Source organism: Maribacter halichondriae, from assembly GCF_027474825.1.
GTDB lineage: Bacteria > Bacteroidota > Bacteroidia > Flavobacteriales > Flavobacteriaceae > Meishania > Meishania halichondriae.
In genome coordinates, this window is record NZ_CP107030.1 from 522,927 (window position 1) to 546,749 (window position 23,823).

The window sequence follows — 23,823 nt, forward strand, 5'->3', positions numbered from 1 at the left end:
TATTTCGATGAAATGCACAAAAATGCCATGAAAAGCACAAAAATCCTGTGAAATGCAAAAGCCCCTTTAGTTAAAAAGAGGCTTTTTCAAATTTATATTGGAAAAAATTTATCGCTTTCCGGCCTTTTTCTGTTCCTCGGCCTGCTCCATCATTTCGCGCATCTTACGCTGGAACTTATTTTCTTTCTTGGGTTTCTTTTTATTCTCTTGAATCTGCGCGTGGATCTTGTCGTTGTCCAAAATAAAGTTCTTGATGACTAACATGATTCCGATGGTAATCAGGTTTGAAATAAAATAATACAGACTTAGTCCACTTGCGTAGTTGTTAAAAAAGAACAACATCATAAAGGGCATCAGGTACATGATGAATTTCATGTTCGGCATACCAGGTTGTTGCGGCATATTCTGGCCTGTGGTCATCATCATATAAAAGAAGATAGCAACTGATGCCAATATGGGGAAGAGACTCACATGGTCACCATAAAAAGGAATGGTGAACGGCAATTGTGCAATCGCGTCATAAGATGAAAGGTCATCCGCCCATAAAAAAGATTTTTGACGTAAAGCAAATGAAGTGGGAAAGAACATAAATAGTGCATAGAAAATCGGCATCTGCAAAAGTGCGGGCACACAACCACTCATCGGACTCACCCCGGCCTTACCATATAGTTTCATGGTCTCTTGCTGCTTTTTCATCGCATTGTCCTTATACTTTTCTCCTAGCTCGGTAATTTCCGGTTTAAGCACTTTCATTTTTGCTTGCGACAAATACGATTTATAGGTTACTGGAGACATGGCCAAGCGAACGATGATCGTCATCAATATAATGGCAATTCCAGCTGGAAGGAAAGAACTTAAAAAAGCATAGAACGGAGTGAAAATATACCGATTAATCCATCCGAAGATGCCCCACCCGAAGGGAATGGAATCTTCCAATCCCAAATCTTCATAGTCATCCAAAACCAACGCGTCGGTCGGGCCATAGTACCAATGCATGTTCTGGGAAAGTTCACCGCCATTTAACTTTAGAGGTACAACGGAAGCATATTCTTTTGTGAACCCTTGGGTATGGCTTTCTTCTTCGACCAAATTTTTTGATGACAATTCCGCTTTTTCAAAATTCTCCTTAGTAGCTAAAATGGAACTAAAGAAATGCTGGCGATACGAAAGCCATTTTATATCCGTCTCGGTTTCTTCATCGTCACTACCCTCTGAGAGTTTACTTATTTTTCCTTCCTCGTGATTATAGGTCAATCGGGTATATCGATTTTCGTATTCTACGCTCTTATTGTGGCGTATTCCTTTCAGGTTCCATTCCAATTGTACTGGCTTCGAACTATTGATGACCCCGTTCAAGCCTTGTGAGCGAATAGTGAAATCGACTAAATAATCCTTCGGTTTCATTTCATAGCGATATTCCAAAAACTGGTTCGGTGAGGTTTTCGCTTTTAAGGAGAGTACTTGGTTATCTCCACTTTTACTTAGGGAAGGTTCAAAATAAAGGTCTTTGGTATTCAAGACGCGATTATCGGAAGTAGTAAAATTCAATGCAAAGGAAGCATTACCATCCTTAACCAAATAAATCGGAACGGAATCGTACGCCTTGAACTGTTTCATCATGGCTTCCACTATCTGCCCGCCTTTGTTAGCAATTTCAAGCTTTACCAAATCGTTTTCCAAGATGGTCGTTTTATCAGAGGGCGATGTAAAGCCAAAAGAACCTATGGTACTTTTATATTGGGCAACAGCTGCGGAATCTTGAAGATTAATGACCGCTGGTTCGTTCGTCTTGTTTTCTTTTACTTGGTTTTTTTCGACCGCTGCCTCGACCTGTTCTTGTTCAGCTTTCTGAGCCTCAACTTCTTCGGGTGTGGGCTGGTTCTGATACATCCAAAAAAGAAGGATTCCGAAAATGAGCACAAAGCCGATTATGGAATTTATATCAAGTTTCTTTTCTTCCATCTAAATAAAAAAATTAGGATATGGTAAATGTTTGGTTTTCAGCACGCAAATATATGTCCAATTGTGGAAACTATGCCAAACTGGCATTCGTTTGCTGTTTTTTGTGTTTTAAGGCTGCCTGTACAAAGCCAACGAACAACGGATGCGGATTGGCCACCGTACTCTTATATTCAGGATGATACTGCACCCCTATAAACCATGGATGTTTTGGAAGTTCTATAATTTCGACCAGCCCAGTAGCCGTATTGATACCAGAAGATTTGAGTCCCGCGTCCTCCAACTGTTCTTTATAATCATTATTGAATTCATAACGGTGGCGATGCCTTTCGGAAATATCCGTAGCCCCTTGATACACCTCTTGAGCCAAACTACCATCGACCAATTTGCAATCCCATGCTCCCAAGCGCATCGTACCCCCTTTATTGGTTATGGTTTTCTGTTCTTCCATTAAACTGATGACTGGATCTGGGGTATTTTCGTCCATTTCGGTAGAATTGGCATTGGTCAACCCTAAAATGTTTCTGGCATATTCGATGACGGCCATTTGCATGCCCAGACAAATACCCAAAAATGGAATACCATTTTCACGGGCATATTGCACCGCCTTTATTTTTCCTTCGATGCCCCGTTCCCCGAAACCGGGTGCGACCAGAATACCATCAAGACCCGATAATTTTTTTCAAGGTTCTTTACGGTCAAATGTTCGGAATGGATCGAGCGCACATTGACCCGAACCTCGTTAACTGCTCCGGCATGAATAAATGATTCTAAGATAGACTTGTACGAATCTTGTAATTCTACATATTTCCCTATGAGTCCGATATTGACTTCATTCTTCGGATTTTTGTGTCGATGCAAAAATTCGTTCCATTGGGTCAAATCGGTTTCTTTATCATCGGGCAAGGCCAATTTTTGTAGAGCGACCGTATCCAAGCCCTCCTCTTGCATCATTACCGGCACGTCATAAATCGTAGAGGCGTCAATGGATTGGATTACCGCTTCACGCCTTACGTTGCAAAACAATGCGATTTTTTCCTTGATTTCATCCGATATCTCATGTTCCGTTCTACAGACAAGAATGTCGGCTTTGATACCGCTTTCCATCAAGGTTTTTACGGAGTGTTGGGTAGGTTTTGTTTTAAGCTCCCCGGCAGCCGACAAATAAGGCACCAAAGTCAAGTGGATGACGATACCATTATTGTCGCCTAGTTCCCAGAGTAATTGGCGCACCGCTTCGATATAAGGCAACGATTCAATGTCACCGACGGTACCGCCGATTTCGGTAATGACGATATCATATTCGCCACTGTTTCCCAAAAGCTGTACTCGCTCCTTAATTTCGTTGGTAATGTGCGGCACGACCTGTACCGTTTTTCCTAAAAATTCGCCACGACGTTCTTTCTCGATGACGCTCTGATAAATTCGTCCCGTAGTTACATTGTTCGCCTGTGAGGTTCGAACATTCAAAAAACGCTCATAATGCCCGAGATCCAAATCGGTCTCCGCACCATCGTCTGTCACATAACATTCGCCATGCTCATACGGATTCAAAGTACCCGGATCCACATTGATATAGGGATCCAATTTCTGAATGGTGGTCTTGTAACCTCTAGCCTGTAGCAGTTTGGCCAGAGAGGCGGCAATAATTCCTTTTCCTAAAGAAGAGGTAACCCCGCCGGTTACAAAAATATATTTGGTTTGAGACATGAAGCGTTCGGTTGAATTCGTAACGCAGGCAAAAATACGAATTGCCATAACAAATCACAGGGAATCCTTCGGAAATTCTTTCTGTACTTTACGAACCAAGGGCTCTAGCCCGTTTATCTTTATTTCGTGCATCGCCTGCAACAAATGACCCAACTTTCCATCCGGAAAACCCTTTTGCTTGAACCATACGAAATACGCCTCCGGCGATCCAGTAAATAACGTCCTTTATATTTTCCGAAAGGCATGCGATAATGGGCCAATTCGATGAGTTTTTGCTTGTCGGGACTTATTTCCATTTTTAAAACTAAAACTTATATCTTTAAGACAACAAAATTTCACCGAAAATGAAACGAAGAAAATTTATCGGAACATCGGCCGCAGCCTCAGTGGGTATTTTGGCCTATAAAAGTGCCAATGCAAATCCGACTCACGAAACTATTGCCAACGAGCTTAAGGGAAATATAAACCATAGTGTTTGCCGATGGTGTTATTCGAAAATTCCTATGGAGGAGTTTTTGCAAAACCTGAACGACTTGGGAATCAAGGCCATGGACCTAACTGGTCCAGAAGATTGGCCTTTGATGAAAAAATACAACATTCATTCCTCTATGTGCTGGGGAGCCGGCAAAGGAATTTTAGAAGGATGGAACGACCCCAAACTTCATGAAGAACTCATCGCAGACTATACAAGGGTAATTCCTCTAGTGGCCGAAGCGGGCTATACCAACCTTATCTGTTTTAGTGGAAACCGAAATGGCATGGACGACCAAGAAGGACTCGAAAACAGTGCAGAGGGATTAAAGAATATTATGCCCATAGCCGAAAAGCACGGAGTGATAATTCAAATGGAGCTGCTTAACTCAAAAGTAGACCACAAAGACTATATGTGCGACCACAGCGCATGGGGTGTCGACCTGTGCAAGGCCATCGGGTCGGACAACTTCAAGTTATTATATGACATTTACCACATGCAAATTATGGAGGGGGATGTTATTCGGAACATTCAGGATTACCATCAATATTTTGGTCATTATCACACGGGGGGCAATCCGGGTCGTCATGAAATCGATGAGACCCAAGAGCTATTTTACCCGGCCATTATGAAAGCGATTCTAGCCACGGGATATAAAGGTTATGTCGCCCAAGAATTCATTCCTTCTTGGGAAGATCAGATTGCGGCACTGAAGGATGGTGTTGAACGATGTGATGTGTAAGTCCATTTGAGATAGTAGAATACTAAAAAAAGATAACACCCTTTTAAATGAGAATTCCAAAAAAAGTAATCCCCTATTTGACATTACTTGTCGTAATAAGCTGTGTAAAACCAAAAGACTTGACAAATGCGGTAGATCAATTAGAATGTTCGACTTTATTGGGTGAAATTTTTACAGACGAATCTTTGACCTGTTCACAAATAGAAGCCAAAATCAATAATGTAGAAAATTCGTGCGGAAAGTTTCTAACGGACGAAGAAAAAGCGGACTTGGCCGCGATAAAAGAGAATTGTACCGATGACTAAGAATTAAGGCTATTGCAAAGCATCCAAGATATCTTGGTTCCACTGTAACTGTTTCTCGAAGTTTCTTGAGAAATTTGTTTCGTAATCGTATTTCTTTTGAAAGGCGCTCAGTTCTTTTAGAATATCCTTATAAATCTGTTTTATCTCGGCCTTGACATTTTTGGTAAAGGTCGTTTCAGCTACTCTTTCTCTCATCTTTCGGGCAAAGAGCTCCGAAATATCGAAGTGCAATTGTTCATGGCTTAAAATTACCCCATTGACCAAGCCAGGCTGAAACCAAGACTCCGCGGGATAAAAATGGGTGCTAATCTCTATATCAAGTTGAAGGTTTCCCGCTTCCTCTACCGAAGAAAACTCATAGGTTATGCCGCTTGCCGTTACCGCTGCGGCCCAAGCGGTCTTAAAGGGTCTTCCCTTAAAATCTTCCCACTGTAATTTGCGTTCTGAACTCCAATCGATAGTTTCTTCTTCTTGCGAAAAAACAAACCCTGTTACCAGAAATAGGGCAGATAAAAATATGTTCTTTAAAGGTCCCAATGATAGGAGATTGCTTTTTCGATATCGGGATGTAGGCTATAATGTACCGGACAAGTATTCGCGATATGTATTAAAATCTTTCTGTCCTTTTCGGTAACCTGCGCAGGTAGATTCAATTTTACTTCGATTTTTGAAATGCGCCTAGGGTTGGAAGCCATGTGCTTTGTGACCTCGGCGGTCGAATTTGACAAATCGACTTCCAGACCTTCGGCCTTTATGCCCATCATGGTCAACATACAACTGGCCAAACCTGTGGCGACGGTATCCGTTGGAGAAAATGCTTGGCCCTTTCCATTATTATCCGTTGGGGCATCTGTAATAAATGCATCCCCTGAACGTATATGTTCGCTTTTGGTGCGCAGCCCTCCCGTATAAGTTACTTTTGAAGTCATTATTCTATTCCTTTATCTGTTGGATACGCATTTCGTTATACTCCATGATATAAGCGGACTGATTGAAATACCCGGATGAAAAGCTCTTTTCATATGAGAATTTATTTCCGGTATATTCGGTCTCCCCTATTAATTTAGAAACTTCCATCAAATTATTCTTGTAGGCAAGTTTCAGCAAAAGATCGAACGTCATATCGAAACCATGAACGGCATAGCTATCAGGACTATCGCCAAATCGTTTCCTATAGCGTCTGACAAAAGAGTCGTTGGCCGGCTCACGATGTACCGACGGATAGGTAAATTTGAGGTTCGACAAATGTGAACTTGAAATTACATCGCTGTCGAAGGCTTCGTCTTTATAAGTCGTAAACATTTTTAAGGTAACCCGCTCCTTGTCCTCAGGTTCCAAAAGTGCGTTCTGAAAAGAATTCAGAATGGAGGTTACACTGCTAACCAATTTAAAATCATCGGTCTCCACAAAAACCCAATTCTCCTTTTCTTTTGAAAACAATAGTTTTAATTTATCGATATTCACCCCAATGTTCTTCTCCTCTTCTTTGACCTCGGCCACTTTGGCATCGGGAAAATTCGCTAAGAGAGAATCTCGCACTATGGAATGAGATGAATCGGCTATGATGACAATATTTTCGTCAACAACCTTTTGCTTTGTATAATCGATCATCTTTTTCCGAAGTAGCGCCTCTGAGGTGTTCGAAAAATAAACGTTTTGGGGGACGACCGTACTGTATGGAGGTCTTGGTGCAATAATCGGAACCTGATGTTCCAATGCACGCGCGGCGACTTCATTTAAGGAAGCTACATCCAATGGGCCCACTATAGCATTCACTTCAGCAAGGTTTTCGCCTGCGAGTATTTCTTTTGTTCTGTTAAGATCCAGTTGATTGTCATACGTTTTCACATCTACAGAAATACCCAGTTCGGCAATAGAGTCGAGTGCTACCAAAGCACCTGAGTACACTCCTAGACTCAATTTGATTTCCTTTCTTTTGGCGATCATTTCCTCGACACTTTCTTTGTCATTGAAATTCAATCGATTCAACCGAAAGGGTAATAATACTAACAGTTTTGGTCGATTGGTCGTATCGATACTATCCAAAAGATTTATTCTATCGAGCACCAATGCATTTCGTACTTCAAAATCACCCGTTTGATCTTTTGGTAGTTTCAAAACCATGCCCGCTTTGAGTCCGTCTTGTAAATCAGGGTTCAAGGCCAATAAATCTTTATAGGCAATGCCCAATTTTCGGGTCAGTGAAAATTCGGTCTGTTTAGGTTTTACCTCGTAGAATATAAAATTGTCGGTATTGACTTCGCCCGGGTCAAGCTTTTTTTGGGAATTCGAATGACCATACCTTCTTTCAATCCTCCCCTTTGCGAGATTTCAGGATTCAATCGAACGATCTCATCCGATTTCACCCCAAATTCTTGTTCCAACCTAAAGAAGTTCATTTTGGCGGGAACCGTGTACGAAATGAACAATTGGGTTTCTTGGCCCTCAATAGAACTTCCCGCTAATTTCGGCATTCGAAGTTCTTGGCCTTCCTGTATGTAATTGGTCTTCTTTGATAAATCAGGGTTGAGCACCAACATACTATCTATGGTGATACCATATTTATGGGCGATGCTCCAACGGGTTTCCTTTGGGGCCACGGTATAGGTTTCAAAATCTTCTTCATTGACAACATCTTCGGGTCTGACCCTACGGTACTTGGGAATTCGCAGTACCATCTTCTTTTTTAATTGCGAGGAATAGAGTTCTCGGTTATAGCGCTTAATATCCTCTTCGGTAATGTTGTAGCGTTTGGCAATGCCAAAAAGGGTCTCCTTTCTTTTTACCTTATGGTCCGTAAATCCGATAGGTTCTTCTTGAACAGTTTTTTGGTTGGAACTCGAAGAAACCGCATTGCCTTGGGTGGCCGGAATCACCAAAATGGTATTGGCCCGCAATTCTTGGTCTTTCTTGATCTCTTTGTTATAGGTAAGAATGCTTTCTTGTGACACTCCGAATTGCTTGGCGATAGTCTCCAAGGTTTCACCTTTTTTACGGAATGCGTCCTAAATTTCTGGGCGGTCGCTTTGCAGCCCATGAACATCACCATGATAAGCACCATGGTATTCTTCAAAATTCGGTTCATACTTATTCCCATTCTATGGTTGCCGGGGGTTTGGAACTAATGTCGTACACTACTCTATTGACTCCGGGAACTTTATTTATAATATCATTCGATGTTTTCTGTAAAAACTCGTACGGTAGATTGACCCAATCGGCCGTCATACCATCGGTACTTTCTACCGCCCGTAAAGCTACGCATTTTTCATAAGTGCGCTCATCGCCCATCACCCCTACACTATTTACGGGCAAAAGCATCGCTCCGGCCTGCCAGACCTTGTCATAAAGGCCCCAATCGCGCAATCCTTGTATGAAAATATGGTCGACTTCTTGCAAAATGGCCACTTTTTCGCGGGTGATATCCCCTAAAATTCGTATCGCCAATCCGGGACCCGGAAAAGGATGTCTGCCCAATCGTTCATCACCCACGTTCATACTTTTTCCTACCCTTCGTACCTCATCCTTGAATAACATTTTCAAAGGTTCAACTACTTTCAGTTTCATAAAATCGGGCAGTCCGCCTACATTATGATGGCTTTTTATGGTCGCCGATGGTCCGCCCGTACCGGAAACCGATTCAATAACATCGGGATAAATCGTGCCTTGTGCCAACCATTTTGCATCTTCGACCATATGCGCCTCATCGTCAAAAACCTCTATAAATACCCGGCCAATAATCTTTCTTTTGGTCTCCGGGTCACTTTCCCCGGCCAGTGCATCCAAAAAGCGTGCCGAAGCATCGACCCCCTTCACATTAAGACCCATGCCCTTATATTGTTCGAGCACCTCTTCGAACTCGTTTTTTCTGAGAAGACCGTTGTTTACGAATATGCAATGTAGGTGTTTGCCGATGGCTTTGTGGAGTAGCACTGCAGCTACGGTGGAATCGACTCCTCCCGATAATCCCAATATAACCTTATCTTCTCCGATCTTTTGCTTGAGCTCCACAACGGTTTTTTCGACGAAAGCATCCGGTGTCCAAGTCTGTTGGAGTCCTGCGATATGAACTAAAAAATTTTCCAAGAGCTGCTTGCCCTGTGTGGTGTGGTATACTTCAGGGTGGAACTGAATGCAGTAGGTTTCTTCATCGTTAAACCGGAAGGCTGCATTCTTTACATCCTGTGTACTCGCCAATAAGGTCGTATTTTCGGGAAGTTGTTTTATTGTATCGGCATGGCTCATCCAAACCTGTGAACCGTCGGTTATTTCATAGAAAAAAGGCTCCGTACTCGAGATGGCGGTCAAATTGGCCCGACCGTATTCACGGGTGTTCGACTTTTCAACGTTCCCACCATGGAAATGCGCCAAATATTGCGCTCCGTAACACACCCCCAATAAAGGTATTTTACCCCTGATTTGAGATAAATCGGGATGCGGCGCGTCATCGGCCCGCACCGAAAACGGAGAGCCCGAAAGGATAACCGCCCCATATTCGGAAAGATTCTCAGGAAGCTTATTATACGGTTTGATTTCGGAAAAAATATTCAGCTCGCGAACACGTCTACCTATAAGTTGGGTGTACTGCGAACCGAAGTCTAGAATCAGGACTTTGTTTTGCATGGGCAAAAATAGGAAAATCGAAAATTTGGGGAAGAATTCTTCAAGGATATTTACAAGAGGTTTTTAACAAGCGCAGAAATGTTAAAAAAAGTACTATTTTAGAACTATCCCACAAAACCAGACCAACATGAAATCCATCACATGTCATCCCATATTTTTGATCTTTTTTTATTCTGGGTTGCCACAGGGCAAGGTCAAAAAAATAAAAAGGCACTCGACAGTACTATTCTTGCCGTTGAGCATATGCCAGATGACACTCTTAAAGTAGGGGCATACGGAACATTATTTGAAGTATTACAGTTTAATAATCCTAATTTAGCGAACAGTTATTCGAAAAAAGCTTTAAATCTTTCAAAAAAGCTAGATTACAAAAAAGGTATTGCAGTTTCCAACTTTCAATTTGCAGACTTTTATAGATCAAAAGGGAATATAGATTCTGCTAGGTTTTATTATGAAAAAGCAGCAAACTTAGGCAAAGAAGCCAATAGTATTATAATCCAATTGTTTGTAAATCATTCTAGAGGAGATTTAGAGAAAAGCTTGGGCAATTACAAAAAAGCACTATACTTTATCAACAAGAATATCGAAATATATGACCAAACAGATACAATCTATCGCGCCCAAAGTGGAAAGTTTAATTTAATAGGTTCCGAATTTGAAGCAATAGGATCAATTCACAAAGAATTGGGCAACTATCAAATAGCACTTTCAGAAACTCTAAAAGCTTTAAACTTTTTTATAAAAATAAAAGATACGCTAAGACAAGCGGATGCCATGAAGCAGCTCGGAAGTATAGAGAGTATCTTAATGAATTATGAATCCGCAATTGAACATGGCAAAATTGCGCATGAAATTTATGACTCCTACAATGACAAACAATATAAAGCATTTGCTGCAAATGATATTGGCTCGTACTATCTAGCATTAAACCAAAGTGCAAATGCTGAACCCTTTTTAAACGAAGCACTGAAAATATCCAAAGAGATTGCTAGTAAAGAAATAGAAGCTCATGCTCTAAGTAATCTTGGCGAAGTTTACTTTGCTTTAGATGAATTTGATAAATCGGATTCCTTATTAAAAGAAGGATTAAAAATTTATAGGGAATTAGATTACAAAAAAGATATTTCTTCAACCTTGAACAAACTCTCTATTTTAGAAAAAGAGATGAATAAGCTCAATAAAGCTACAGCATATCTTGATGAATCAATTCGGACGGCAAACGAAATTGGGGCAAAAGATATTTTAAGTAAAGCATATTCGCTACGGTCAGCGGTGCATCAAGAATTAGGAAACTATAAGTCAGCACTAGATGACTTTAAATTATTCAAGTCAACTAATGACACCCTGTTCAACACCACCAAATCACAACAAATCGAAGAACTCCGCACCATTTACGACACCGAAAAAAAGAACAACAAATCGCCCAACAAAAAACCGAAATTAATCTTTTGGAAGAAAAAGAAAAGGTAAGCAACCTTCAAAAAATAGCTCTAGGTGGTGGGCTAGGATTGTCACTATTAACCTTAGGTTTCGGGTTTTACGGTATCCGTCAAAAAATTAAACGAAATAAAATTGAAAAAGAAAAGATAGCTGCCGAACTGCAGTTAAAAGAATCTGAGCTTGCCTTTAAAAAGAAAGAATTGACCACACACGCCCTGCATTTGGCCAAAAAGAACGAAGTGCTTGAAAACGTTAAACAAAAGGCACGGGAACTAAAATCTTCTGAAAATGGTGGGCGAGGCTATCAGCAGTTGATCCAGACCATCAATTTTGATCAACAAGATGACAAGAACTGGGAAAATTTTACCCAATACTTTGAACAGGTGCATAAAGACTTTAGTAAAATAGTAAAAACAAAATATCCTGACATTACCAAAAACGAACTGCGTTTGATGGCGCTTTTAAAAATGAATCTGTCCTCAAAAGAGATCGCCACTATTCTTAATATTTCTTCCGATGGGGTGAAAAAAGCACGGCAAAGGCTCCGTAAAAAGATGGAACTTTCCCCTGAAGAATCGCTCGAATCTACGGTTCTAACAATGTAACCAAAATACTTCGAACTCCGAAAAACCCTATATTCATTGACGTAAAAGGCTGTACCCCCTTTGTACCCCCTTCATATTTTTATGGCCTGAAGTCATGGCCTAGGTTTGTGGTGTCATTAAGTTGACAAACAAGTTTTGTGGTCTTGCTCGGTTCGATACTGCAGATCAAAACCGAGTAGGTCACACAAAACAAAAACAAAGTTTAACCACAAAACAAATAGATTATGAAAACGCAAAAGAGATTTTTCAGACTTTTACTTTTGGTAGCATTGGCCTTCACATTTACTAATTGTACCAAAGATGAAACCCCACCACCCCCAGAACAGATTGTCGATACCGACAAAGACGGTATTGCCGATGCCAGTGACAAGTGCCCTTCAGAAGCAGGGCCTGCCAACAATCAAGGGTGTCCATTAGGCGAAGAGGGTACAGGACTAACTTTTGATGATGTCGTAAAGTTAGGCGCGGACCCAGAGCCATTTCCAGCCTCTAGAACTGAAGAAGAGATAGGAGAGCCTACCTCGGAAAATGAAGACCAAACCCGTCAAAGTGAAACAGGAGAATCGATAACGGAAAGGTTTATTTGCACAAGAAGAACAGTAAGTGTTCGAGACGGCAACGGGGAATTTCCATTATTCAATACAAGTGCCGATGTAATTTACCCGGGTAATATTTTACAAGGTAAGACCCTTCAAGCAGCTACCCCCTCTCCAATTGTTGTCAAACGAGCCGGAGGTACCATTTCATACGATTTGAACAATGGAAACTTACAATCTTCATTCGATGTTGAAGAAGTGAAAAAAAGTAGTGTTCAAGAAGCCATGAACAATATTATCTCCAATTCAGGCGATGTGGTTCCCGCCAATATTGATCTAGAAATTATTCAGATCGAGTCAGAGAGTCAATTAGCCCTTGAAATCGGCTTCGATGTGGAAACCCTGGTAACCAAGACATCAGGTAATTTATCATTCAGTCAAGATAAATCATACAACAGAACCTTGGTAAAGTTGAATCAATCGTATTACACAATGAGTTTTGACCTCCCCACTAGTTTAGACCAAATATTTGATGCTAGTGTTAAACCTGATGATTTGGCTACCTATGTTCAAGCTGATAATCCGGCTACGTTTATATCGTCTGTAACTTACGGTCGGGTCTTTTATATGTTGATCGAGTCGACCTCAAGCCGAACCGAAATGCAATCAAAACTAGATTTGGCGTATGATGGTGTCGCAGCACAAGTTGAAGGGAGCATAGAAGCCAGTTACATTCAAGAACTGAACGATTTGAAAATTAAAGTAATGGCCTACGGCGGCGATGCGGCAGGCAGCATAAGTTTGGCAGGAGAACAGAGTATCTCTGATATAGCGGATCGCATTGCGCAGAGCACCGATGTTAGGGCAGGTCTACCAATATCCTATGTCGTGCGTAGCGTAGAACGCCCGGATCAGATTGTAGGTGTACAATTGGCAACGGAATATGACATCGTAAATTGTGAACTAAAAGGAGTATTGCCTCCACAAGCATATTTGTCTTTGGTAGATCTTTTTAAGGACGATGCCGATGGTGGGGGAATTGGGGCCATGACTAATGTTACAGGAAATGAGATTTTAGTTTTTAATAAAACAGGGGATAAGTACGCTTGGTTTAATGGAAACAGTGGTGAGATAAAAGGTGTTTATGGAATAAAGGACGCCAACTCACCTTTAGGGGTAGTGCCATTAGAAAATGTTGGAGCTGTATTGATTGGTGGTGAAGCAACAATGCACCTAATCGATAAGACAGGCCTCTATTTGGCAAAGTATAACTGGGCATTTGACGGAGTAGATTTTAGTGGTGATAATCCTCCCATTCAATTTGGCATCTATTATACTGGTGGTAACGGGGGAAGTGATCAGGTATTTTTAATGAACACTGAATATGGTCAATATGATAATTTCCAGTTTGGTCAAGAAGGAATTGATGCCGGTCTCAGTTTGCGAGGAGTTGACGGTCTACGTTTCACACTTTTTGCAAAACCAGGTAATGAATTTCAGAATTTAAGTGTCTATGACTCTACAGATATTTTTGGAAATTTTACACGAATTATTGAACACACCAATCCCGGAAATACAAGAGATTGGATTTATAATTCAGGTAACAGCATTCCCTTTGAAAAAGTTGGTGCGGCCTGCTATATATCTATAGGAGGTGAAGAATACTATCTCTTTGTAAATGACACAGGTGATGAGCTAGCTTCGGGTACGCTGACCGTTTTTTCAGGTCAAAATTTGCCGACTGCCCAGTTCGACGCTCCTTGGGTCATTAACTAAATGCTTTATATAAATTAGTTTTTAAAACAGGCCTTCGGGCCTTTTTTTGTCAAAAAGTAAACAAAATTGGAGGATATATCGTTCTCCCCAAATAATACATATTTTCTAAAATTAACTTTATATAAATAACTTTATAATACTGGTTATTAATATTTTAAATCTATTCCTACAAATTGAATTTGTTAGAAATATTTAGTAGGTTTTTGAATCAGTAGACTTCTCCACCGAAGAGGCATGGTCTTTTATAATATACCATCTTCCTTCGATTTTTTGAAGGTCATAACTAATTATCATACGATTGAAATAAGGTTTCCCGTCCCTTTCAGGTTCCCGGTACACCACTTCTGTAATAGCCATCCCCATGGTTTCCCCAACCGCGGTATTCAAAATTTTGGTCTCGAATGTCCAGTCGGTTTGGGCGAACCATTCTTTGTGATAGTCCATAAAACCTTCAACCTTGTCTATAATTTCCTCACTTGGCAAAATCAATTGCATATTGCCTTTTGGCGATAATGTGCTTCGTAAGATTTCAAGGTCACGATTGGTAACTGCATCCAAATGGGTTTGCATCACGTCAAGAAATTCGGCTTTGTTTTCGGCGGTCGACTTTTGGACCGATACTTCAGCTTTGGTTTCATCCTTCGGATTGCAGGAAATCAATCCCGCCGATAACATTACAAAACAAAGTACTATTTTCAAAATAAGAACATTCCACATAGTGACCTCAATTTTCGATTGTTAGGGAACGTAAATTAGAAAATTGAAGAATAAAAGTTGTATCTCGCTTTAGGGTTTTGAAAAATCATTTTATTAAGGAGGCACAGAAGTGCTAAAAATTTAGGCATTAAAAAAGCCGCGACCCTACATCGCGGCTTTTAATCAAAATCAAAAAACCAACCTAAACACATGAACTTAATTAAACTAACTCAAATCAAAATTCTTTTTTAAAAAAACCTCATCCCGACGAGTTGGGGCGAATCAGGATGAAGTTTTGTAATCTTTTTTCTTAGCAATTTGTATATAGAACACCTACGAGGATAAAAACCCTACTTCAACACTACTTTTTTTTAAATTTTAATCAAAAAAATATGTAATTATCTCATTTACTGATATTTATAATCTAAATATTTTTATACTTTTTTCAAGAAGATCCATTAATTATGTTCATCGTTAGTATTTATTGTGTAATTTTAATAGGCAAATATCATAGGGTATGACCGATGTTTTTTTCAAGGAACTAAAAGATGAACTCGAAAATGGGGCTTCGTTAAAGGAGCATCCTTTTCGATATTGTGCGCTTGCCACTTTGGGTCTGGAGAAAATGCCCAGACTTCGTACCATTGTCCTACGTTCGGTCGATAATTCGCTCAACTTGATCTTTTATACCGACACCCGGTCTAAAAAGGTACTGCACATCAAAGAAAACAATCGGGTGAGTTTACTCTTCTATCATCCAGAAAAATTACTTCAGATACGCATTGAAGGACTTGCGACTATCATAAAAGACCCAAATATTCTTACAGAGCATCGAAAAAATATACATGAATCAAGTATAAAGGATTATACGACCAAAACCGCCCCGGGGAGTGCCATTTCAAATCCTGATGCGGTTGAATATTTAGACGATACCGATTATTTCTGCATGGTCAACATAGAACCTTTTAAGATTGAATATCTAAAATTGAAACGCCCCAATCATCTTAGGGTCCGTTTTTCGAGAAGCGGTGCAAATTGGGAGTCGAATTTTTTGGTGCCTTAGAATCTCTCCTCAACCCGCCCGAGCGGTATGGAGAGGCCTCTCAAGAAGGTGTGTGAAATCATAATTTAATTACGGTGAAGTCTAATTGCAAAGGGGCTAACGATTTCATCAAATTTGGAATCAAGGTCTCTCCATGTTCAAGATAGAGTTCTGAAAAATTGATATTCCGTTCTTGTAGTGATTTGCCAGGAAATAATTCGTCTTGCAGTTCGGTCAACCGTACCACGTGATCTTTGAGCTTTCTTTTTTGTGCTTTTAGCAGACGTTTCTCAAGACGGTCCAAGCCTTTTTTTGTTTAACCTCTTGCGCCTTTACGGCGCCCAAAAACGTTTTGTCGGTCTGTTCGGCAATTTCGTATAACGCCTTGAACTGTTCTTCCAATACCTTTTTTTGCGGCGCGAAATCAATATCGATATTGGAGATTTCCCGTATTTTTTTATTTACCAATTGGTTCTGTTTCAAGAACAAATCGACATCGGAAATATCTAATTTTTGTAGTTTTTCGCCTTGCTTTTTCGACATGACCAAAGCGGAATTTCTGAGTAATAACATGGGGAACGGAACATCCATCGCTTTAAACGAGGCTTTTAATTCCAACCAGTAGGCCAACTCTCCCCCACCCCCGATATAGCAGAGATTGGGTAAAATCACTTCTTGATACAAAGGCCTAGCGATGACATTGGGCGAAAATCGTTCGGGATACTCCTCGATTTCTTTTTCAAGTTCTTTCTGGGTCCAAGCAATTTTAGAATCGATAACGGCATACTTTTCGTCGATACCTACGATTCGCTCGCGAAGTCCATCCTTCAAATAGAAATAATTGATTTGCCTAGGGTTTACTTGAATCGAATAATTGTCGGGCAGTTCTTCCAATTCAGTTGCAGTCGAGGATACCTTTTCAAAAGCTACGTTCTCAAAAATGTCTTTTTTGATGTACGGTATCAATAACTTTTTGAGTGATTTATCATCGCCATCCACGATAACCAGACCATGCTCCTTAAAAAGTTCATTGGCTAAAAAACGTGTAGCATGGGTCAATGTATCATGACTAAGATAGGCATCCTTAAATAGCGTTTTCAGGGTATCGGCATTTTTACTGCTTCCCAAGCTATCGGAGAATATTTCTAAAACCTCATCGAGACCATCTGTTTTCAAATGACCCACGGCACCGGCGGCCTTTCGGTTCCATTGCAGCTTTTTTCCCTTGAAATTGAAGTAGTTGATCTCTTCAAAATCATGGTCCTCGGTGGCCATCCAATACACGGGTACGAAATTATATTTGGGATAGGCCTTTTTTAATTCGACCGTCAGGTTAATGGTAGAAATGATCTTGTACAAAAAGTACAACGGGCCGGTAAAAAGATTCAATTGATGCCCCGTGACCACCGTAAAGGTGTTGGGTTCTTTGAGCATGGCCATGTATGTCTTTACCTTTTTGCTTAGCTCCACCCCTTGATATTGCTGCAGTAAGGCATCATAGAGAATATTTCTATGGGTTTCGGGAAAATGATCCGATTTCTCACAGATCTGTGCCTCGAAATTTTCGAGTCGCGGAAATCGATTGTAAAAGGGTTTAAGCGTTTCCCTTTCATCGAGATAATCACAGATAAGGTCTGAAAAATAGCCGGTGTTTCTAAAGGGAATACAATCAATATCCATAAATGCGGTGAAAATGCGTGTAAAGATAAAATTCTTGGGTGTATCAGTTCCTAAAAATACGTTAATTAGCGAAGGGTTCATCCTATAATCGCAGAAAGCGATGCAGTCGTAGAAATTCGGGATATTTTGTGCACATTATTCATTAGATTTGATTTTGTTCCATTTAAACCATTTCTATGAGGCCATTTTTACTCCCTTTGACACTCCTTTTTACCTTGATTTCAATTTCACAAGACATCAAGTCACCCTCCGAATTTTTAGGTTATGAACTTGGCACCGAGTTCACAAGGCACCATCAAGTGGTCGATTACTATCAATATTTAGCCACCACCGACCCTGCCCGGGTGAAATTGCAAGAGTATGGAAAAACGAATGAACGACGTCCCTTGCTTTTGGCCTATGTTTCTTCTCCGGAGAATATCAATAACCTCGAAAACATTCGAACCGAACATTTAAAAAGTACAACGGGCGAAAGTACAGCGACCAAGGCCATCGTTTGGATGAGCTATAACGTACATGGCAATGAAAGTGTGAGCACCGAGGCTTCGATGCAGACCATCTACGAACTGTTGACCGACAAAAGCGATTACCTAGTGAATACCGTCGTACTTATGGATCCATGTATCAACCCCGATGGACGTGATCGCTATGTCAATTGGTACAACCAAAACAAAAATATACCCTATAATGTTGACCCGAATAGCAAGGAGCATAACGAAGGTTGGCTGAGCGGTCGTAGCAACCATTATATGTTCGATTTAAATCGTGACTGGGCATGGTTGACCCAAGTGGAAAGCCAACAGCGCCTTAAAATGTTCAACCAGTGGTTGCCCCATATACATGTCGATTTTCATGAGCAGGGGGTGAACAGTCCGTATTACTTTGCCCCCGCGGCAGAGCCTTTCCACGAGGTCGTTACGCCTTTTCAGCGGGAATTTCAAAAAACGATAGGAAAGAACCACGCCAAATACTTCGATGCCAACGGCTGGTTCTATTTTACCAAGGAAATTTTCGACCTTTTTTATCCGAGTTATGGAGATACCTATCCGACCTACAACGGCGGTATCGGAATGACCTATGAGCAAGGCGGCAGCGGACGCGCCGGATTGGGAGTTTTGACGAATATCGGTGACACCTTGACTTTAAAAAATCGCATCGCCCATCATCGCACGACAGGGCTTTCGACCGTAGAGGTCGCCGCTAAAAATGCCGAACAACTGATTTCGGAGTTTAAAAAATTCTACCGGAACAAAAATTTCAAATATAAAAGTTATGTGCTGAGCGGGGATCAAGATAAAATCGATGCCCTGACCCGCCTTTTGGACCAACACCAAATCGAATACGGAATTTCGGGCGGGGGATCCGCAAAAGGTTTCAACTACCAGACCCGAAAAAACGAAACCTTGCGCAATACCGCCAACAGTCTCATCATATCGACCGACCAGACCAAGGGCACCTTGGTCAAAGTACTTTTAGAACCGAATGCAAAGTTGAGCGACTCATTGACCTATGATATCACGGCCTGGTCGCTGCCCTATGCCTACGGACTCAACACCTTGGCCTCAGAGGTAAAACTCAATGCGGGCCAAAACCAGAATAACGCTACAAAAACTAATAGGTCGGTAGACGGCGATGCCTATGCTTATATTACGGATTGGAACAGTATGGACGATGCCCGTTTTCTAGCAGCGTTGATGCAGAAAAAAATAAGGGTCCGCCATGCCCTGAAACCCTTTAAAACTGTAGAAGGCAGTTTTGACCGCGGTAGCCTGATCATTACGAAAGCTGACAATAAAAACAACAAAGAGTACGTATCCGCCTTGAACGAAGCAGCTACAAAACATAACAAAAACTTGGTAGCCACCTCGACGGGATTCGTAGAAAGCGGAAAAGATTTCGGTTCACGCTACGTGCAGATGATCGGTGAGGTCAAAGTGGCCATACTCTCCGGAGAACCTACCTCTACCTTACAATTTGGGGAAGTTTGGCATTTCTTCGAGCAGCAATTACACTACCCTGTAGCCATTCTTGATTCTGAATATTGGTCACGGGTCGACCTTTCGGAATATGACGTACTGGTACTGCCCAACGGATGGGGCTACGAGGGCTTTTTTAAGGAATTGCAATTGGAAGCCCTGAAAGAATGGGTCAGTGACGGTGGTAAATTGATTGCCATGGGCGGTGCTATCAAAGGTATCGATGGCGACAAAGGTTTTGATATCAAACTTCGCAAGAAGGAGAGCGATAAAGATTCGACCGCCATCGAAGTACAATCTTACGATGATGGGCAGCGCGAAGGTATGAAAGAAGCCATTACCGGCGCTATTTTCAAAACCAAGGTAGACCCGACCCACCCATTGGCCTATGGCTATGACGACACGTATTTTACCTTAAAATTAGGGCAAGACGCCTACGAATATCTTGAGGAGGGTACGGTGGTATATCTTGAGAACGAGACTAAACCAGCGGCAGGCTTTGCCGGTAGCGAAGCCCAAAAGAAAATCGCAAAGACCTTGGTCTTCGGCGTAGAGGAACACGGCCGCGGACAGGTCATTTATATGGTCGACAACCCATTGTTCAGAGGGTTTTGGGAAAACGGAAAACTCTTTTTTGCCAATGCGATTTTTATGGTGGATTAAGGAGTTGGCTATGGATGTATATTTGTTTCAAAATACACTCATAGCCCCCCAAAATGGTATAAAAGTGGCGAAAAGGTATCACATATAAACAAGTTGTACCTAATTTACGAAATGAACAAATTACAATTCATACTTTTACTTTTCATAACATTATTTGGGCAATCACAAAATACGGAATCTGAACCTACATTTTACTCTGAACTAGCAGAAAAAGTGGCGCCCAAAACTTATTATGACCTAAAATTCGGCAACCCAGCCGAAGTAATTGTTAATGACACAATCTTCATGGCAAATTCTGAAACTTGGATTGAGAAAAACATTTATAGCTTTAAATCTAGTAGTGAAATGTTTGTAAAAAAATATCGCGATAATGAATTAGTTGCCGACGAAATAATTGAATTAGATTCTAACAATAGAATTCTGAATTATGAAGGTAATTTAAAATATGAAGGTGGAAAATGGTACGTAACTAAAGTCAAGTATCAATATCAAGAAAACGAAAAGATAAAGGAAAAAATAAATGATTCTGGAGAGACTTATTTGAGATATACAGTAAAGTATGACAGTTTGAAAAACCCAATTACAATTGAGCATACAATTGTTGGTCCAGACCCTACAAGACTTCAAAGTGTAAATTATGATTATACAAATAGTAAGTTCATACTAATGGACCTTAATTATCAAGGTCGGCTAGAAGAAATCAAGGGAAATATTAACTCAGATTTTGTAATTGAAACCAATGAAAATGGGGATATAACAAAAATGTACTGGATTTTGACTGATAAAAACGAACCTTTTATACATGAAATAGATTACGTGTATGATGAAAAGGGAAATTGGATTAAATTAATTAAAAACGTATTAAGTCCGGATGGAATAAAAAAACCATATCATCGGACTTACAGAGAAATCAAAGACAAACTTAGGATGGCTATAGCAAATAGGGCATAAAGTGCTATACTTAGAGGCTTGGGCGTGTTTGCTAAGTCCGCCAAATCTTTTGGATTTGGCTTTTAAAATGAAAAAGATAAAAACAAAACAAAAAGCTTTGGCTACCAGCGCAGACGGAAACGAAAAATTTCCTTGCCTGCCCTACTTGCCATAGCCGCGACCGTTAGCTCCAATTTAAAATCGCAAAAAAATGAAGGTTACAGCTGAAAAAAATGAAAAAGTTGCTAATATGATCTTTGCATCTATTTACCCCTTTACTGGAATAGATTGGAAAAGCATGGAAGAACAAAAAGAAGAGTTCCATCAAGTAATAGAATGGTTAACTGGTTTTGATGAAAAAAAATTACAATCACTTATCGAAGAGAAGGCAACGTTTAGAACGTTTTTTGAAAAAGCAAAAATCCATCCCAATGCTCACATGATTAAAGGAGTTGTTTGTGGTTATCGAATTGAAGAAATAGACGATGAATTTGAAGTGTATAAACAATGTAGACGTTTAGAGAAGTTGATTGATGAATTAGCGAAAGGGCGAAAAATGGAGAAAATTTTACGAGAAGAAAAGAAATAAAAACTGGTGCTAATAACTAAGTATAGTGCATACCCAGAGGGATACGCACCATACACAGAACGTTCTTCGCAAGCTGAAAATATAATCTCAAACAAATGATTGCAAGAATCTGGAAAGGAAAAACAAAAATTGAGCATTTGGAAGAATATACTGATTTTATGAAAGTCAGAGCAATTCCTGACTACGCTCAAGTTGATGGATTTATTAAACTGACTTTTTTAAAACGAATCGATAAGGATTATGCCTATTTTGAATTAATCACTTTTTGGGAAAATATGGAGGTAATCAAGGGATTCGCTGGTAATAATTTTGAAAAAGCCAAATATTACTCAGAAGACAAGAACTATTTGATTGATTTCCCCGAAAGAGTTACTCATTATGAAGTGTTCGCTGAATAAGCCAGTGAACAACAAAACCTCTAATTCATTTTGGCGGATTTCCTTGCAGGAAATCACTGCTTTTCTATTAACTTCAGGCTATGGCGGAAAAGTCCTGAGGACGTTTTCCGCACCGTATCACAGCCGAACCGTTTACCGTAATTAGGCGCACCCAAAAATGAAATTTGAGAATCCCCGCTCCGCAAAGTCTCCCGACTTTCCGCCACACAACCGTGAACTAAATACAACAAATTACCCTCTAAAAATTCACTACATTTAAGGGTCACGTTTTAAGACCAGTTCATGCCAATCTCTTTAACCGCCCGTACTCGATTTCTGCTTTTCGCGATAGCAATAGGCTATTTTATCCAACTTCAAGCCCAAAACGACCGCCCTAATATCATCTTTATCCTGACCGATGACCAACGATGGGATGCCTTGGGCCATGCGGGCAACCCGATCATTCAGACCCCGAATATGGACCAACTTGCCAAGCAGGGCACCTATTTCACAAACGCTTTCGTGACCACGCCCATTTGTGCGGCCAGTCGGGCCAGCATTATGACAGGACTTTTTGAACGAAAACACGATTATACATTTCGTCAGCCTCCCTTAAAAAAGGCATTTATTGACCAAAGCTATTTTTCCCTTTTGCAAAAAGCGGGTTATTATAATGGATTTCTGGGCAAGTTCGGCGTCAACTTTGAAAATCAAATGGATACCCTGTTGTTCGATGTCTATAAACCCGAACAACAAAGCGGATACTATCGACTTAATGAAGATGCCACAAAACATCGCCACTTGACGAACATTATGGCCGACAATGCCATTGATTTTATCCAAAGCGCACCGAACGGTAAACCCTTTGCGCTTTCCATCAGTTTTCATGCGCCACATGCCGTCGACAGTTCGCCCGACCAATATGTTTGGCCCATCGAATTGGATACGATGTATCAAAATATCACGATTCCCGATCCGATGATGAGCGAAGATTCAGACTTTGCCCGGCTTCCCGAATCCGTTCGTAAAGGCTTTAACCGCGCCCGTTGGAACTGGCGTTATGACTCCCGCGAAAAGTATCAAAAAATGGTCAAGGGATATTATCGTATGATCAGTGGAATCGACGCGGCTCTGGGCAGCATTCGGAAATCCCTCGATGACAATGGCCTTGCCGAAAACACCATTATCATTCTTATGGGCGATAACGGTTACTTTTTAGGCGAACGCCAAATGGCCGGCAAATGGCTGCTTTATGAACCTTCGCTACGGGTTCCCCTAATCGTTTATAATCCTATTGAGGGCAAACAAAACACCGTGGCCGATATGGTGATGAATATCGACGTACCTTCGACGATACTCGACTTTGCGGGAGTGGACATTCCCAAAACCTATCAGGGAAAAAGTCTATCAGGCTATACAAAGACAGATGGGAATGTGCCTGAAAAAAGAACCGAGGCCTTGTTCGAACACCTTTGGAATTTTGAACCTATTCCCCCAAGTGAGGGCGTGCGTACTGAAAAGTATAAGTATTTTAGATACCGTGATTTTCCCGAATGGGAAGAATTGTACGACCTGGAAAACGACCCCAATGAAGAAAATAACCTCGTTGGTCAGGCCGAACATAAAGCTATTCTAGTAAATTTAAGAAAGCGATGTGACGCATTGATCCAAAACATGGAAAAATAACCCCGTTTGGGCTTCCATC

At 40.8% G+C, this 23,823-nt stretch carries 18 protein-coding genes and 3 pseudogenes; 11 read left to right on the plus strand and 10 right to left on the minus strand.

Annotated features, from left to right (window positions below):
* Positions 1–108: 108 nt before the first annotated feature.
* The 3 genes and pseudogenes from yidC to N8A86_RS02390 all read right to left on the minus strand — a co-directional run bounded on the left by yidC (position 109) and on the right by N8A86_RS02390 (position 3,965).
* Positions 109–1,962 (minus strand): membrane protein insertase YidC, encoded by a 1,854-nt coding sequence (yidC, locus tag N8A86_RS02380; RefSeq protein WP_273567617.1) that lies wholly within the window; start codon positions 1,960–1,962, stop codon positions 109–111.
* A gap of 70 nt (positions 1,963–2,032) precedes the next feature.
* Positions 2,033–3,669: pseudogene (gene pyrG, locus N8A86_RS02385) on the minus strand (CTP synthase).
* Between the two features lie 54 nt (positions 3,670–3,723).
* Positions 3,724–3,965: pseudogene (locus tag N8A86_RS02390) on the minus strand (DUF3820 family protein).
* Between the two features lie 48 nt (positions 3,966–4,013).
* Here N8A86_RS02390 and N8A86_RS02395 point away from each other — a divergent pair.
* Together N8A86_RS02395 and N8A86_RS02400 are read left to right on the plus strand one after the other, a co-directional pair.
* Entirely contained in the window at positions 4,014–4,883 is an 870-nt protein-coding gene (locus N8A86_RS02395; protein ID WP_273567618.1) for a hydroxypyruvate isomerase family protein, read from the plus strand.
* 47 nt (positions 4,884–4,930) lie between these two features.
* Positions 4,931–5,188 carry a hypothetical protein gene (locus N8A86_RS02400; RefSeq protein WP_273567619.1) on the plus strand — a complete coding sequence of 86 codons (258 nt, stop codon included), beginning with the start codon at positions 4,931–4,933 and terminating at the stop codon, positions 5,186–5,188.
* A gap of 9 nt (positions 5,189–5,197) precedes the next feature.
* Here N8A86_RS02400 and N8A86_RS02405 read toward each other — a convergent pair whose 3' ends face one another.
* The 5 genes from N8A86_RS02405 to guaA form a co-directional block, all read right to left on the minus strand.
* Positions 5,198–5,725, minus strand: a complete 528-nt coding sequence (locus tag N8A86_RS02405; RefSeq protein ID WP_273567620.1) for a DUF922 domain-containing protein — start codon at positions 5,723–5,725, stop codon at positions 5,198–5,200.
* A complete protein-coding gene (locus N8A86_RS02410; protein ID WP_273567621.1) occupies positions 5,713–6,117 on the minus strand; it encodes an OsmC family protein in 405 nt (134 codons plus the stop codon). Before N8A86_RS02410 ends, N8A86_RS02405 begins: the two co-directional genes overlap by 13 nt.
* Before the next feature lie 4 nt (positions 6,118–6,121).
* Positions 6,122–7,378, minus strand: coding sequence for an ABC transporter substrate-binding protein (locus N8A86_RS02415; protein ID WP_273567622.1), 1,257 nt, complete (start codon positions 7,376–7,378; stop codon positions 6,122–6,124).
* 35 nt (positions 7,379–7,413) lie between these two features.
* The gene (locus tag N8A86_RS02420; RefSeq protein WP_273567623.1) at positions 7,414–8,166 is read right to left on the minus strand and encodes a lytic transglycosylase; all 753 of its coding nucleotides are present in this window, start codon (positions 8,164–8,166) and stop codon (positions 7,414–7,416) included.
* A 109-nt stretch (positions 8,167–8,275) separates the two neighbouring features.
* On the minus strand, positions 8,276–9,808 hold the full coding sequence (gene guaA, locus N8A86_RS02425; protein WP_273567624.1) for a glutamine-hydrolyzing GMP synthase: 1,533 nt from the start codon (positions 9,806–9,808) through the stop codon (positions 8,276–8,278).
* A 141-nt stretch (positions 9,809–9,949) separates the two neighbouring features.
* On the opposite strand from guaA, the gene N8A86_RS02430 reads away from it, so the two are divergent.
* From N8A86_RS02430 to N8A86_RS02440, 3 genes are all read left to right on the plus strand, one after another.
* The gene (locus N8A86_RS02430; RefSeq protein ID WP_273567625.1) at positions 9,950–11,278 is read left to right on the plus strand and encodes a tetratricopeptide repeat protein; all 1,329 of its coding nucleotides are present in this window, start codon (positions 9,950–9,952) and stop codon (positions 11,276–11,278) included.
* A complete protein-coding gene (locus tag N8A86_RS02435; protein WP_273567626.1) occupies positions 11,257–11,853 on the plus strand; it encodes a helix-turn-helix transcriptional regulator in 597 nt (198 codons plus the stop codon). Before N8A86_RS02430 ends, N8A86_RS02435 begins: the two co-directional genes overlap by 22 nt.
* Before the next feature lie 224 nt (positions 11,854–12,077).
* Complete coding sequence (locus N8A86_RS02440) at positions 12,078–14,165, plus strand: thiol-activated cytolysin family protein (RefSeq protein WP_273567627.1); 2,088 nt, start codon at positions 12,078–12,080, stop codon at positions 14,163–14,165.
* A 192-nt stretch (positions 14,166–14,357) separates the two neighbouring features.
* Here the strand turns inward: N8A86_RS02440 and N8A86_RS02445 are convergent, their stop codons facing one another.
* Entirely contained in the window at positions 14,358–14,882 is a 525-nt protein-coding gene (locus N8A86_RS02445) for a YybH family protein (RefSeq protein ID WP_273567628.1), read from the minus strand.
* A gap of 496 nt (positions 14,883–15,378) precedes the next feature.
* On the opposite strand from N8A86_RS02445, the gene N8A86_RS02450 reads away from it, so the two are divergent.
* A complete protein-coding gene (locus tag N8A86_RS02450) occupies positions 15,379–15,924 on the plus strand; it encodes a pyridoxamine 5'-phosphate oxidase family protein (RefSeq protein ID WP_273567629.1) in 546 nt (181 codons plus the stop codon).
* Between the two features lie 58 nt (positions 15,925–15,982).
* Here N8A86_RS02450 and bshC read toward each other — a convergent pair.
* Positions 15,983–17,664: pseudogene (bshC, locus tag N8A86_RS02455) on the minus strand (bacillithiol biosynthesis cysteine-adding enzyme BshC).
* A gap of 95 nt (positions 17,665–17,759) precedes the next feature.
* Between bshC and N8A86_RS02460 the strand changes: the two are divergent.
* From N8A86_RS02460 to N8A86_RS02480, 5 genes are all read left to right on the plus strand, one after another.
* Positions 17,760–20,222 (plus strand): M14 metallopeptidase family protein, encoded by a 2,463-nt coding sequence (locus N8A86_RS02460; RefSeq protein ID WP_273567630.1) that lies wholly within the window; start codon positions 17,760–17,762, stop codon positions 20,220–20,222.
* A gap of 111 nt (positions 20,223–20,333) precedes the next feature.
* The gene (locus tag N8A86_RS02465) at positions 20,334–21,173 is read left to right on the plus strand and encodes a hypothetical protein (RefSeq protein ID WP_273567631.1); all 840 of its coding nucleotides are present in this window, start codon (positions 20,334–20,336) and stop codon (positions 21,171–21,173) included.
* A 190-nt stretch (positions 21,174–21,363) separates the two neighbouring features.
* Positions 21,364–21,741 (plus strand): DUF2200 family protein, encoded by a 378-nt coding sequence (locus N8A86_RS02470; RefSeq protein WP_273567632.1) that lies wholly within the window; start codon positions 21,364–21,366, stop codon positions 21,739–21,741.
* 95 nt (positions 21,742–21,836) lie between these two features.
* Positions 21,837–22,139 carry an antibiotic biosynthesis monooxygenase gene (locus N8A86_RS02475; RefSeq protein WP_273567633.1) on the plus strand — a complete coding sequence of 101 codons (303 nt, stop codon included), beginning with the start codon at positions 21,837–21,839 and terminating at the stop codon, positions 22,137–22,139.
* A gap of 282 nt (positions 22,140–22,421) precedes the next feature.
* Positions 22,422–23,804, plus strand: coding sequence for a sulfatase family protein (locus N8A86_RS02480; protein ID WP_273567634.1), 1,383 nt, complete (start codon positions 22,422–22,424; stop codon positions 23,802–23,804).
* Positions 23,805–23,823 lie beyond the last annotated feature (19 nt).